The sequence below is a fragment of the Selenomonas sp. ND2010 genome (assembly GCF_000702005.1).
In the GTDB taxonomy this organism is placed as follows: Bacteria; Bacillota; Negativicutes; order Selenomonadales; family Selenomonadaceae; genus Selenomonas_A.
On record NZ_KL370848.1, the window covers coordinates 87,672 to 101,330 of the forward strand.

Genomic DNA, 13,659 nt, shown 5'->3' on the forward strand with positions numbered 1-13,659 from the left:
CCTTAAAAATGTAAAAACTTCTCAGATAGTAGAGTTATGATTCCTCTTCATCTTTCTTTACTGCGTTGGCAAGATATGCCATCGACAGCATTGTGAAGATAACGGCCTGAACTCCGCCGATAAAGATACTGAATGCGAGCCAGGCAACAGCCGGGATTGGCATCCAGATTGGCATGAGTTTCAGCAGGACGACAATGAGAATCTCGCCTGCCAGGATGTTACCAAATAGACGAAATGCCAATGTAATTGGTTTGGCAATTTCCTCGATTGCGTTGATGATTACGAATACCGGCGTCGGCTTGAAGAAATGAGCGATATAATGCCCACCTTTCATAAAGATTCCCAGTACATGTACCATGACAATAACCAGGAGTGCTAATGCCAGCGTAGTGTTCAAATCATTGGTCGGCGATGCCATCTTCGGTACAAGTCCCAGCCAGTTGGAAACCAGCAGGAACATGAACAACGATACGATAAACGGAGCCAGGAAACGGCCGCGTTCGCCCATCATTGCATCCAGCTGTTCATGCAGCCACAAAACGATAATCTCCACGACATTCTGCCAGCCCTTCGGAATGATCTTCAGGCTGCGGGTGGCCAGAAAAGCAATCAGTAATACGATAGCCATGGCTAGCCAAGTCATGTACAGCGTTTCCATATTGAAGGAAAAGCCCATGATTTGTTCTGTTCCGCGATGAACGACCTCTTCGCCCATACACTCAACCTCCTTCCCAATAAAACCTAGAAAATATCCTTTACCGCAAATTCATGTGGATCAGCAAGAACATCGCCATTCCATAGCAAAGAAGAAAGCCCAATGCAGTCACACCGAATACCTTCGCAGAAATATTTATGGCTGTCAGCAGAACCAGCAATAATACCACGATCCGCAAGACCAGTCCCCAAAGCATCTGCTTCGCTGCGCCACCAGTGGGTGCCTCGGCAATCCTCCACAATCGCCAGGCCATGTTCCAGACAAATACCAACGCCGCCATATAGCCCAGCAGCAAAGCTCCGATCAGTCCGCCTTCTCCCCTTGCGAGCAAAAGGCTTCCCAACATCAGCGTCAACACTGCCAGTCCCCAAGACAAGCGCTTTATGAAAATCGATAAAACTTCCTTCATATTCCTCCTCCAACGTCAGGCAGAAAACTGTCCATCGTCTTCGTTGAATATCGGCGCGACAAGGACGATCCCATAGAAGAGACGCGCCCCGCCTAAAAATCATATTTCGACATGAAACGATAAAACCCTTTACTAATTCTGCAAATAAATACAAAAAAAAATCAGCCGTTTATCCCTCATTTTGTCATAAATAATGATTATTTATACTACGATAAATCAATACAATTGGTTTATCGTAGTCGGTCGCAATGCCTATTATATTCGATTGATTAACGAATAGCAAGACTTTTTTCGCCAAAATATAAAGATAGCAACAATTCACGAAATATCGTATTTTTACTCATTACAAGAGATTGCCCTGTTTGAGCTGACGATATAGCGTATAGAGTGCTCCCGGAAAGCCGATAAGGATGCCCGCCAGCTTTCCCATATAGCCAAGGCCAAAATTCTCATCCGCCAGATTTCCCAGGAATACACAGATTCCTACAAAAACCACCAGATAAATCCCGATACCGCCCAGCACCGAAAAGGCCTTGACGGCCTGGCGCAGGCCTTCATGCCTTTCTTCCCCCGATTGTTTTTCCATCGGTTTCCCTCCTAAAAAAGGGACTGCCGCCAATGCAACAGTCCCTTGCTTATTATTTTCCCATGAATACCGTCGGGCGTTCCCCTACCATCTCATAATGGTAAAGAATTGCCTGAATGATGCGTTCCGATGCCTTGCCGTCACCGTACGGGTTGACCGATTCCGCCATGCGGCCGTATTCTTCCTCATCCGTGAGCAAAAGTTTTGCTTCCTGATAAACGCGCTCACGGTCCGTACCGATGAGTTTGACCGTACCAGCAGCAACAGCTTCTGGACGCTCCGTGGTATCGCGCAAAACGAGGACCGGCTTGCCCAGTGCCGGAGCTTCTTCCTGTACTCCGCCCGAATCCGTAAGAATCAGATGCGCACGGCTCATCAGATTGGCAAACGGCTCGTAATCCAGCGGATCGATCAGATGAACTTTGCTGAGTCCGCCCAGCTCCTCACGCACAACTTCGCGGACCTTCGGGTTCTTATGAACCGGGAAGACGATTTCCACATCATCAAACTCTTCCGTCAGCTGACGCAGGGCCTTATAGACATGACGCATCGGTTCCCCAAGATTTTCGCGGCGATGAGTCGTCACGAGAATGATGCGCTTGTTCGTGAAATCGATATGACGCAGCATCTCATCGTCAAACTCATAATCATCACGAACCGTGTGATGGAGGGCATCGATTACCGTGTTGCCCGTTACAAAAATACTTTCCGCCGGAACATTTTCAGCCAGCAGATTTGCCTCACTGGTTTCCGTCGGGGCAAAGTTAAGATCCGAAATACAGCCCGTAAGCTTGCGGTTCATCTCCTCCGGGAACGGCGAATACTTGTTATGCGTGCGCAGGCCAGCTTCAACATGACCCACCGGGATCTGATGATAATAGGCCGCCAATGCACCAGCAAAGGTCGTGGTCGTGTCACCATGAACCAAAACGATATCCGGTTTTTCCTCCGTCATAACCTGATCCAAGCCCTTCATCGCCTTTGTCGTGATGTCGAAAAGCGTCTGTCCCTGCGCCATGATATCAAGGTCGTGGTCCGGCGTGATACTGAAAAGATTCAATACCTGGTCCAGCATTTCGCGATGCTGGGCGGTTACCGCCACCACCGGCGTAATCTTATCGGAATGCTTCTGCAGTTCCAAAACGATTGGCGCCATCTTGATTGCCTCCGGACGCGTGCCGAAGACCGTCATTACCTTGATTTTCTTCTTGTCCATTAAAAATCCCCTTTCTATAAATAAAGGCAGGACTTACGCCTGCCTTCCGGGTTCTGTTTCACTGTCTTCCCGCAGCAGCACTGTGCTGATGCGAAGAATCATTCATGTGGAAAATGCCAATCTTCTTGGCGCCAAAAAATACAGCCAAAACAACCACGCAGACGATGAGAATAGCAAATTGACTGCTTACCTCGGTGAGTGCTACGGCACTGAGTCCAAGAAGTGCACTGATGACATACATCAAGAGAACCGCCTGACGCTGGCTGAAGCCAAGATCCAGCAGACGGTGATGCAAATGCCCCTTATCCGGCTTAAAAATAGGAACGCCACCGCGATACCGGCGCACAATCGCAAACGTCGTATCCAGGATTGGCAATCCTAAAGCCAGGATTGGCACGATAAGCGCAATCGTCGCAGCACATTTCACTGCGCCGATGACCGAAATGCCAGCCAACATGAAACCAAGGAACATGCTGCCGGAATCGCCCATAAAAATGCGTGCTGGGTTAAAGTTGTAATAAAGGAAGCCAAATGCTGCACCGGCCAACGCTGCGGTAAGCACGGCTACCAAAAGGATATTCTGCTGCAAGGCCACGAGGAAGATGGTGATTGCCGCAATGGTGGATACACCAGCAGCCAGACCATCAAGGCCGTCAATGAGATTAACCGTATTGGTAAGGCCAACAATCCAGAAAATCGTTGCGGGGATGGCAAACCATTCCGTGTAGATATAATCCCCAAATGGGTCCGTGACGAAATCAATGCGGACATCAAAGGCGATAACCAGAACTGCTGCTGCGATTATCTGACCAAGCAGTTTAACCTTCGCCGGCAGGTTTTTGTAGTCATCGATGATACCTACCAGAACGATAAGCGAACCGCCCACCATCAGGCCAACCAGCTCCGTCATGACTTCATCCGTAACTTGTACGAAGGAAAGAAGCGTGAGCATTGCCACCATGAAGGCAGCATAAATGCCAAGTCCACCAATACGTGGAATCGGCTTTTTATGTACTTTTCTCGCATCAGGAGCATCCATCGCTCCCGTCTTGGCCGCCAAAAAGATCACGCCTGGCGTAATAAGCAGCGCCACACCGGCAGCAATAACAAACGCCAACATATAATCTGGCATACAAGTTGCACCTCTTTTTCAAAAACATTCATTTTTTCATAGCAAGCCTATTTTACCGCAGTGGGTGTCTAGTGTCAATGGAAAGAAGCTGAATGGACCGGAATTAATCGTGAATCTCATCCGGCCGGCAGGTTACGATACTGCCATCGGTTTCGTAATAAACGACTTGGGCCAGCTTCGCATTGCGGAGCATCCTGCGACAAAGCAGGCACGGTTTGCCCGAAGCCAGGCTGCCGTCGGCATTGATGCCGACAATGTAAATCGTCGCGCCTTCCATATCAGACGGGTCTGCGTTGATAATAGCATTCTGTTCGGCATGAACGGCTACGCATAATTCATAATTCTGCCCCTTCGGTACGTGAAGCCTTTCCCGTTCACAAATGCCGGTATCGATGCAGTTTGCCTCACCGCGGGGAGCACCATTGTACCCCGTGCTGATGATGATTTTATCCTTGACGATGATCGCTCCATAACGGCGGCGCAGGCAGGTTGCCCGGCGGCCAACGGCTTTCGCAATATCCAGAAAATATTCCGTCCAATCCGGACGCTGTTGTTTTTCACGACTCATGATGACCTTCCTCCAAACTCTTTAAATAGCGATGTCCCAGTATGACCGCTACGAAATCATCCACCGGCTCCGGCGGGACCTGCATCGTTACCGGCAGCAGCCGCCGCCAGCCCTTGGGCGGATGAGCCTTCCAATATTCGCCCTTAGCCAATTCCGTCGTGCGGTACTCATCCAATACCACAACAGCAAGTTCTGGCAAAGCCGTTTGGATGCGCGCCCGGGCCTCTTTGCTCGTCGTCCCATTGCCTTCTACTAAAACTTCATAACCGTATTTCTGGCGGGCTTCTGCCAATTCTGCCTCCAGCCTTGCCGTTTCAATGACCTTCTGCCAAATCACCCGGCCGTCTTGGGCTAGTACGGCAAAGCCGCATTTGTCGCGGCCCGGGTCCAATGCTGCTATATTCATCGATTCCTCCTGCAAGAAAGCCTCCCTCAAAGAGGAAGGCTTTCTTTCTCATTCCTGTTAAGGTAAATTCCCTTGTTGTTCGACTCGAATTTTCAGCCGCAGCGGTCCAATCGCATCGGTTGCGCCATTCGCATAAGCCGATAATATCCAGGAACCATGCTTTCCGCGCAAGGATCCTACGATATCATAAAACTGTGCTCCCTCAATTACTCCGACAGTGCCACGAATGGGGTCGGGAAGGATCCCTTTGGCCGTAGCCGCCCGATTGACCTCGTTGAGGAAGTCCATGACTACCTGCTCCGGCTCGCTGTCCGACTTACCGGTCAGCATATACGGCTTAGCCAGAATGAATTCCTTATCTTCGTATACCGTGCTGTTCTTGTAGAGTTCCAATGTCGTCCGGATTGCCTCGCCGCGGACAAGATTGCCGGCAGCTACAATGCGGACAACCATATCGTTGCGGCTGGCTGCAATCGTCTTCACAGCCTCGGCGTATTCGGGCTGATAAATCCAGATATCCTGGTCCGATTTATCCTCACCGAGCTTTTCCGATACGTTGCGGTTGGCCAGTTCCGCCAAGGCCCGCAGATCGTTATCGACTTCAAACTGCGTGCGGCCGCCACGAACCACACCACTGGCTATGACTTCCCCGGCCTGATAAACGATGTCTCCCTCACGGATGGTAATCAAACCATCGCGGAGATTCTGTGCATGCCGTTCCAGCACTGCATTATTCTCGGTAAGCGTCTTATTGGTGCCTGTCAGCAATTCGTTCTGGGCACCCAACGTGGAATTTTCGGCTGCCAAAACGTCATTGCGATGCAGCAAATCGAGTTTTGCCGCCTCCAGCAGGCGATTGCCCTCCTGCAGCCGGGCCGATTTTTCTTCGAGCTCCTGCTGCTGTCCCTTGAGCTTTTCCACATCGTCTTTCGACTTTGCCAGTGCCTCATCGGTCTGCTGCTGCTCAACCTGTGCCTGCTGCAAGTCGGCCTGTGCTTGATTCAAGCTGTCCTTTGTCTCCCGCATCGTGCGATTAAGCTGCTCCATGCCAAAAAGCGCTGTGCGGACATTTTGTGAAGCAGCCGCCATGACGCCAAAGGTCAGGGTAGTAATACAGATACCGGTAAAAATCGTGATGACAACGGATGTATGGCGTGGCCTAAGGCCAAAAAGCGACAACCGCTTCTTACCGATTTTTGTTCCGAGCCGATCGCCAATAAACGCAATTGCGCCACCGGTAATAATCAGCACGACAATCAAAAGGACTCCATACATCCTTCCTCAATCCACCTTTCACAATAATCAGCAGTCATCGTCAGCGTGATGCTCTGCGTATCAGGAAGAAACCAGCAATCAAGCCGACGATATTCGGAATCCATACCGCCAGCATCGGCGCAATCGCACCGCTGCGTGCCAAGGCATTGCCCATTGTCATCAACGCATAATAGAAGAAAATGATGATGACACTCATGGCAAATCCTGCCGACGAAGAATTACGCGTCGGCTGCAGGCCAAGCGGCACACCAATCAAAGCAAAAATCAAGCTGGCCATCGGCACCGTAACGCGCTGATAAAGTTCCGCCTCGAGCTTATTGGTATTGATATACTGCGTCTTCATGATTTCGATTTGGGCTTTGAGTTCCTTCATCGTTAACTCTTCCGGGTCTTTTTGTTCCCGGACAATCTGCTTCGGATTCGCCTTTATGGGAAGCTTTTGGGAATCGAAGCGCATCGTATGCTCACTCTTGCCAGCTTCCGTCGCAATATCGTAAATCATGCCATTGTGCATATTCCACTCATTGCCACTCCACTCCGCATACTCAGCATTCTCGACATGGCTGACCTGGCCCTCATCATTAAATTCCTGCAGGGTAATCCCCTGCAGAGTCTGCGACTCTGCATCATAGCGGCGCGCATAAACCAACCGCTGGATCTTATCGTGGTTGAGGTCTTTCAAAATGATGTGCTCTTGCGACTTCATCCCGGTATTGCCCTGGATTTCATAATAAAGAACGTTGCGATAAGCCGTATTGGCCCATGGCACAACATATTCATTGAACGCAATGGCACACATGCTGACGATAAGCCCCATCAAAATAGCCGGTGCCGCAATACGGCCAAAACCGATACCACAGGACTTCATCGCCGTAATCTCGCTGGAGCTCGACAAACGGCCAAACGTCAGCAGGCTCGCCAGCAGCATCGACATCGGGAAGGTCCACATGATAACGGCTGGCAGACCAAAGATGAAGATTTTTACTACGGCTTGCAGCGAAGCACCATAATCCGTAATATACTTGGCGATCTTAAAAAGCGTTCCCGAACCGATAAAAACTGCGGAGAAGGCACAGATGCCGAATAAGAAGGTCATGAACACTTCCCGAAATATGTATTTGTCTAAGATTCTTATATGCATCGTTTGTTCTCCAATCAAAGGGTGAAATTCTCACCCAGATAAAATTTCTTGGCGATTGGGCTGCTCGCAATCGTCTGGCTGTCGCCTTCCAGCAGGATTTTGCCTTCACTCAGGATATAGGCGCGATCGACAATCTGCAGCGTCTCACGGACATTGTGGTCGGTAATCAGGATGCCCATGCCGCGCTGGCGAAGATACTGGATAATATCCTGAATATCGGCTACGGCCAGCGGATCGACACCGGCAAACGGCTCATCGAGCAGAATAAACTGCGGCTCAAGTGCCAGGCAGCGGGCAATCTCAACCCGTCGTCTTTCACCACCGGAAAGTTCCGTTCCCTTGCGCTCCTGAACATGACCGATATGAAACTCTTCGATGAGCTCCTCATATTTGGCCTGCTGTTCCGCCGGGGACAATTTTGTCGTCTCGAGAATTGCCATGATATTTTCGCGCACGGTCAATTTCCGGAAAATCGAAGCTTCCTGCGTCAGATAACTGATTCCCAGTTCTGCCCGCTTATACATGGGCGAACTCGTGATGTCAATGTCCGAAAGGTATACTTCGCCAGATGTCGGATGCTCAAGTCCCACAATCATATAAAACGTCGTCGTTTTACCGGCACCATTCGGACCGAGGAGACCAACAATCTCCCCCTTTTCCACACGCAGGGAAACACGGTTCACCGCCGTGCGTTCCTTAAATTTCTTTACCAGATTCTTCGCTTCGATATGCAAAGCCCTAACCCTCCAACAATATACTGCTTATTTTACCTTAGCCGCCCCATCGCTTGCAAGGTAAATCGTCAAACGATTGCTCTTCATCGTATTGTTATCCTGAACTGCCCAGGCATTGCCCGTTACGACAACGCGTCCCTGTTCCTTACCATAGTAATCCATGCGATCGCCACCGGCTTCCATGTCCTTCGGCGGACTAACGAGATGCGCATTGCCCGAACCGACATAATGGGCATCGTCCAGCCAACCTTCCAGGCGATTGGCCGTAAAGGTGCCGTCCGCACTAGAAATCGTACCGCCGGATGCAATCAACACATATTTATTCTGGTTCGGGTAGTAATCCACCTGCTCACCACTGAAACTTTTATCGCCCTGAGTGCCATAAACACCACCAGTAGCCAGCATGTGATTCTGTCCATCCGTCATGACTTTCGCACAGGTAATGCGCGTATCATCCGTAGTCGCAACGACATTTCCCTCTACAGTACCTTCCTGCGTTTTGGTATTATACGTTGCCCGCTGGCCCGTGACGCGCGAATTCCCACGCGTCATCGTCACACCGCCATCGGCTGATGCCAGCCCTGTGCTCATATCGTATTCCACCGTATCGGCATTGAGTTCCGCCGGCTCTCCTGCGGCACTGATACCATGCATTGGCAGGACCGCGCTGACGGCTAATGCCAGCAATATCTTTTTCATTTTGCTCGATTTCATTCGCTAGTTCCTCCCTTGACAAGGTGTGCCTTGCCGACAATTTTGATTTTATTGAAGCCATCGGTGCTCTCGATGCGGTCACCAGTTGCCTTCATATCATCTTTCACAGCAGTTGCATCACCGACAGCTGCCAGCAATTCGTCTTTCGCAGTCCAGCGAAGCTCTTTGCTCGAAAGCTTTGCCCCATCACTGGTCGTGATGGCTACGTTACCGGTAATCGCAATATCCTTGGTCTCGTTGTCATAGTTTCCACCATCGGCATGAACCTCGACCGTGCGGCCATCCTTTGCATAAAATTTGCCGGTAAGTTTCTCAAAGGTAACATTTTTCGACTCCACATCCACTTGGATATGTTCCGCCGTCAGTTCCCAAATAGTCCGGCCATCTTTTTCCTCACGGATGGTGTTGCCATCATAAGTCATTACCTTAGTTTCCTGGGACTGTTCCGTTTGCTGCGGTGCCTCCGGTACAGTTGCCACCGCCCAGATTACCAGTGCGGCAAAAGCTGCGATACCGAGGGCCAGCAAAATCTTATTTCGCTTGCTCATTTATCTGCCCCCTGCGATTTGACCGTATGATGTTTGCCGGTTTTCTGCTCCTCAGGCGGCGTATTCCAACGCTTCTGGAACCACAGCCACTGCGTCGGATTATCGCGGATAACCTGCTCAACGATTTTCGTCATACGTACCGTAAAATCGAAGAGATCCTTGTCCGTATCACCGGTATCCTCATACCGCATGATTTCCCCTACAAGAACTTTATGCTTACCGTTCGGCTGACGGATAATGAAAGCTGGCACGACCGGCGAGTTGAATTTATGCGCAAATACAGCAGCTCCCATCGGCGTCGAGGCAATCTTTCCCAAAAACGGGATAAATGCACCACCTGGTCCGCCATCCTGATCCGACAGGAAGCCAAGAATTTTCCCCTGGCGAAGTGCCCGGGCCGCTGACAAAAGTTCACTGGTACCACGGGAGAAAATCTCCACATGGATGGTCTTACGAAGGTCGTTCAACGCATTGGTGTACTGCATATTGGGCTGCGGTTTAGCAATCGCCGTAACGGGCAGACCATTTAACGTGAACGAAGCCGAAAGCCATTCCCAAGTACCGATATGGCCGGTGACAATTACCACGCCTTTCTTTTCGGCCAGTGCTGCTTTCAAACGCTCCAGATGGTCAATTTCAATATACTGCTCAAAATTTTTCTCGTTAAGATGCGGCATATAGAGGATTTCCAGTACATTGCGCGCGAGATTCACAAATGACTCCCGCACGACCTTGCGGGCCTCATCTTCCGAGAGATTGAGTGCTGGCATCATCTGGGCCACGGCCCGCTCCCTCTCCTTTTTTACCAGGAGATAATAGAGATTGCCCAGCACCCGGCCAGCTGCCATGAGCAGCCGGTATGGCATATGGCATACCAGCCAGCTCATGAACATCACAAATTTATAATGCATGGATTACGTTCCCCCAAATACACTTGATTCACTGTTTCCTGATTACTGCGCCAGCTCCCCACTAGTCGGCGAAGCTGACGGATAAAAATCCTGCATGAGCGCCTGCCATTTTCCCTGCGCTTTCAGAATGAATTCGATGAGTTCGCGAACGGCACCACGGCCTCCTGGATAGCTTGCCGTGAGCAAAGCTTCCTGGCGAACCTCCGCAACAGCATCGTTTACCGCCATCGGTAAACCAACCTGTAACAGGATTGGCAGGTCGATGAGATCATCGCCAATATAGCCGATTTCCTCATCGCGCAGGCCTAATTTCTCCTTGAGTTCCTGATAGGCAGTCCGTTTGTCGAGCTTACCCTGGAACACTTCCGAAATATGAAGCTCTTTGGCGCGAAAAGCCACTTGTTTCGAATTTCTGCCCGTTATAATGGCGGTCTTGATGCCAGCTTTATGCGCCAGCGTGATGCCAAGCCCATCGCGGCAGAAAAACGGTTTATATAGCTCCCCCTCAGCGCCGATATAAATCCCACCGTCGGTCAAAACCCCATCGACATCAAAAATAATCAACTTGATGTGTTTTGCCCGTTCGAGGGCACCGCATTTCTGGTCCATATCAAACAACTCCTTGACGCAGCAGGTCGGTCAGATGGACAATGCCAACCGGATTGTGGTCATCATCCACTACCGGCAGAACTGTAACCGGACGCGGCTTGTGCTTCTCCATAACAGAAAGTGCCGAAGCTGCCAAAGCGTCCTCGCGAATCATCAGCGGATTCTCAAACATGATATTATGCACTGGTTCATCGAGGAATTTATAATCCTTAGCCAGCGCACGGCGAATGATTCCATCGGTGATCAGGCCGACAAACTTACCATTTTCATCCACGACAGAAGCAGCGCCAAGGCCCTTGTCCGTCATGATAAAGAGCGCATCTTTCGCCGTCTTATCCTGCGATACAACCGGATTGTCTTCCCCGGTATGCATGACATTTGAAACCTTCAGGAGCAAACGGCGTCCCAGTGCTCCACCTGGATGGAACAGGGCAAAATCCTGACTGGTGAAGTTACGGACCGACATCAGCGCTACCGCCATGGCATCCCCCATCGCCAGCGTTGCCGTCGTGCTGGCCGTTGGCGCCAATCCCAGCGGGCAGGCTTCCTTTTCCACGCCAATATCGATGAAATAATCGCTGTTCTTTCCGAGCTGGGATTCACGCCGGCCACTCATGGCAATAATCTTGGCACCAATGCGGCGGATAATCGGCAGGATATTGACAATTTCCGACGACTCGCCACTATTGCTGATGGCAATGACTACATCGTTCTCCGTAACCATACCCAAATCACCATGGAAGGCCTCTGCCGGATGCATGAAGAACGAAGGCGTTCCCGTGCTGGCAAAGGTAGCGGCAATCTTGCGGCCGATGTGGCCAGATTTTCCCATGCCCGTAACAATGACACGGGCCGGACAATCCAGAATGCACTGCACCGCCGCCATGAATTCATCGTCAATGCGTTCTTTCAGCTTTAATACCGCATCGGCTTCAATTTCCAGCGTTTCGATGGCCTTTTCTTTTACCTTTATCACAAGTCTTTTCCCCTTATGTAACAATCATTCCAACAAAGTGTCTTAATAGCAGGCATCAGCCCTTGAATTTCTTGCGCACAATTTCATGGATTGCCACGGCATCTTTCAAGAGATCTTCGAGTTTATCGAGGTAAACCATGTTCGCGCCATCCGAGAGAGCTTCTTCCGGATTGTCATGGACTTCCAGGAACAGCGCATCGATGCCAGCACCGACCGCAGCACGGACGAGGAATTCCACATACTCACGATTGCCAGCTGAAGTCGTGCCATTGCCGCCCGGCAGCTGTACGCTGTGGGTACCGTCCATAACGACCGGATAGCCAAAGGACCGCATGATCGGCAGCGAACGCATATCTACGACCAGATTGTTATAGCCAAAGGACGCCCCGCGTTCCGTCAGCATGATCTGCTCGCAGCCACTCTCATGGAGCTTGTCCACGACGTTGCGCATGTCTTTGGGCGCCAGGAACTGACCTTTTTTGACGTTGACCACCCGCCCCGTCTGGGCAGCAGCATGAAGCAGGTCCGTCTGGCGGCACAAGAAGGCCGGAATCTGCAGGATGTCGGCGACTTTTGCCACGGGTTCGGCCTGATAGGTCTCATGAATATCCGTTACAACCGGAACCTGCAGTTCTTCTTTGATCTGCTGCAGCATCTCCAAGCCCTTTTCCATCCCCGGGCCGCGGAAGCTGTGGAAGGAGGAACGATTTGCTTTGTCAAAGGAAGCTTTGAAAACATAGTTGATGTCGAGTCGCTCACAGATTTCCTTGATGGTGCGGCCAATCAACAGGCAGCGGTCCATTTCCTCCAACACGCAAGGGCCAGCCAACAGCGTCAGTTTCTCGCCGCCGCCAATTTCAAAATTTCCCACTTTTACCTTATTCATAATCGTCTCTCCTTTATAAAGAATTTACATTGCTTATATTTCCCCACACCCATAAAGGCAGGGGCCATCTTTTCCCAAATTATAACGCCATTTTACGATAAATCTCGTTGACTTTTTCCAGGTCTTCTGCCGTATCGACGCCCACGAATTTCGCCTTGGTTTCCACCACTTTGATACGATAACCATTTTCCAGCGCCCGCAGCTGTTCCAAGGATTCCGCAGACTCTAACGGCGTAGACTCCATTTTGGCATACTGCAGCAGGAATTCGCGTTTGTAGGCATAAATCCCGATATGCTTATAGACCGGACAACCCTCATGACGTGGATACGGCATCAAGGAACGAGAGAAATACAGCGCATAGCCATTCTTATCCGTTACGACTTTGACGTTATTGGGATTTGACTTCTCTTCCTCATCGGTAATCTCCGTCTTGACCGTAGCCATCTGGAGCTCCTCATCCTTTTCAAATACTGCTGCGAGTTCATCAATAAGCGACGGCTCGATAAGCGGTTCGTCGCCCTGTACATTGATGATTAGATCTGCCTCAGGGAAGGAAGCCGCCACCTCAGCTAAGCGATCCGTCCCCGTCGGATGGTCTTTCCGTGTCATCATCGCCTGACCACCATGCTCTTTTACGGCGTTCAGAATACGTTCGTCATCCGTAGCGACGATTGTCTGGCTGACTTTTCCGGCCTTTGATGCGCGGTCATAAACACGGCAAATCATCGGTTTGCCGGCAATATCTTTCAGCGGTTTACCCGGCAGTCTCGTCGAAGCGAAACGAGCCGGGATGACACATAATACATTCATGGATTGTACCATCCTTTCATGA

Annotated in this window: 17 protein-coding genes; all 17 read right to left on the reverse strand. The window is 50.6% G+C overall.

Annotated features, from left to right (window positions below; genetic code table 11):
• Positions 1–34: 34 nt before the first annotated feature.
• On the reverse strand, positions 35–715 hold the full coding sequence (gene atpB / locus T504_RS0113220) for a F0F1 ATP synthase subunit A (protein WP_033171524.1): 681 nt from the start codon (positions 713–715) through the stop codon (positions 35–37).
• 40 nt (positions 716–755) lie between these two features.
• Positions 756–1,124 carry a hypothetical protein gene (locus tag T504_RS0113225; protein ID WP_033171525.1) on the reverse strand — a complete coding sequence of 123 codons (369 nt, stop codon included), beginning with the start codon at positions 1,122–1,124 and terminating at the stop codon, positions 756–758.
• 343 nt (positions 1,125–1,467) lie between these two features.
• Complete coding sequence (locus T504_RS0113230; RefSeq protein ID WP_033171526.1) at positions 1,468–1,710, reverse strand: AtpZ/AtpI family protein; 243 nt, start codon at positions 1,708–1,710, stop codon at positions 1,468–1,470.
• 52 nt (positions 1,711–1,762) lie between these two features.
• Positions 1,763–2,926 (reverse strand): non-hydrolyzing UDP-N-acetylglucosamine 2-epimerase, encoded by a 1,164-nt coding sequence (gene wecB, locus T504_RS0113235; RefSeq protein ID WP_033171527.1) that lies wholly within the window; start codon positions 2,924–2,926, stop codon positions 1,763–1,765.
• A gap of 58 nt (positions 2,927–2,984) precedes the next feature.
• The gene (locus tag T504_RS0113240) at positions 2,985–4,058 is read right to left on the reverse strand and encodes an MraY family glycosyltransferase (protein ID WP_033171528.1); all 1,074 of its coding nucleotides are present in this window, start codon (positions 4,056–4,058) and stop codon (positions 2,985–2,987) included.
• 103 nt (positions 4,059–4,161) lie between these two features.
• Entirely contained in the window at positions 4,162–4,626 is a 465-nt protein-coding gene (locus T504_RS0113245; RefSeq protein WP_033171529.1) for a deoxycytidylate deaminase, read from the reverse strand.
• On the reverse strand, positions 4,616–5,032 hold the full coding sequence (locus T504_RS0113250; RefSeq protein ID WP_033171530.1) for a RuvC family protein: 417 nt from the start codon (positions 5,030–5,032) through the stop codon (positions 4,616–4,618). The genes T504_RS0113245 and T504_RS0113250 overlap by 11 nt, the downstream gene beginning before the upstream one ends.
• Before the next feature lie 57 nt (positions 5,033–5,089).
• On the reverse strand, positions 5,090–6,307 hold the full coding sequence (locus tag T504_RS0113255) for a DUF3084 domain-containing protein (protein WP_033171531.1): 1,218 nt from the start codon (positions 6,305–6,307) through the stop codon (positions 5,090–5,092).
• A gap of 40 nt (positions 6,308–6,347) precedes the next feature.
• On the reverse strand, positions 6,348–7,448 hold the full coding sequence (gene lptG, locus T504_RS0113260) for an LPS export ABC transporter permease LptG (protein WP_033171532.1): 1,101 nt from the start codon (positions 7,446–7,448) through the stop codon (positions 6,348–6,350).
• Positions 7,449–7,462: 14 nt separating this feature from the next.
• Positions 7,463–8,182 (reverse strand): LPS export ABC transporter ATP-binding protein, encoded by a 720-nt coding sequence (lptB, locus tag T504_RS0113265; RefSeq protein ID WP_033171533.1) that lies wholly within the window; start codon positions 8,180–8,182, stop codon positions 7,463–7,465.
• Positions 8,183–8,209: 27 nt separating this feature from the next.
• Positions 8,210–8,896, reverse strand: coding sequence for an LptA/OstA family protein (locus T504_RS0113270; RefSeq protein WP_033171534.1), 687 nt, complete (start codon positions 8,894–8,896; stop codon positions 8,210–8,212).
• Positions 8,893–9,444 carry an LPS export ABC transporter periplasmic protein LptC gene (gene lptC / locus T504_RS0113275; protein ID WP_033171535.1) on the reverse strand — a complete coding sequence of 184 codons (552 nt, stop codon included), beginning with the start codon at positions 9,442–9,444 and terminating at the stop codon, positions 8,893–8,895. Before lptC ends, T504_RS0113270 begins: the two co-directional genes overlap by 4 nt.
• The gene (locus tag T504_RS0113280; RefSeq protein ID WP_033171536.1) at positions 9,441–10,355 is read right to left on the reverse strand and encodes a lysophospholipid acyltransferase family protein; all 915 of its coding nucleotides are present in this window, start codon (positions 10,353–10,355) and stop codon (positions 9,441–9,443) included. Before T504_RS0113280 ends, lptC begins: the two co-directional genes overlap by 4 nt.
• Before the next feature lie 42 nt (positions 10,356–10,397).
• Positions 10,398–10,964, reverse strand: coding sequence for a KdsC family phosphatase (locus T504_RS0113285; RefSeq protein WP_033171537.1), 567 nt, complete (start codon positions 10,962–10,964; stop codon positions 10,398–10,400).
• Between the two features lies 1 nt (position 10,965).
• Positions 10,966–11,937: a KpsF/GutQ family sugar-phosphate isomerase gene (locus T504_RS0113290; RefSeq protein ID WP_072022755.1), complete on the reverse strand. Its 972-nt coding sequence runs from the start codon at positions 11,935–11,937 to the stop codon at positions 10,966–10,968.
• 58 nt (positions 11,938–11,995) lie between these two features.
• Positions 11,996–12,826 carry a 3-deoxy-8-phosphooctulonate synthase gene (gene kdsA, locus T504_RS0113295; protein WP_033171539.1) on the reverse strand — a complete coding sequence of 277 codons (831 nt, stop codon included), beginning with the start codon at positions 12,824–12,826 and terminating at the stop codon, positions 11,996–11,998.
• 79 nt (positions 12,827–12,905) lie between these two features.
• Positions 12,906–13,637 carry a 3-deoxy-manno-octulosonate cytidylyltransferase gene (gene kdsB, locus T504_RS0113300; protein ID WP_033171540.1) on the reverse strand — a complete coding sequence of 244 codons (732 nt, stop codon included), beginning with the start codon at positions 13,635–13,637 and terminating at the stop codon, positions 12,906–12,908.
• Positions 13,638–13,659 lie beyond the last annotated feature (22 nt).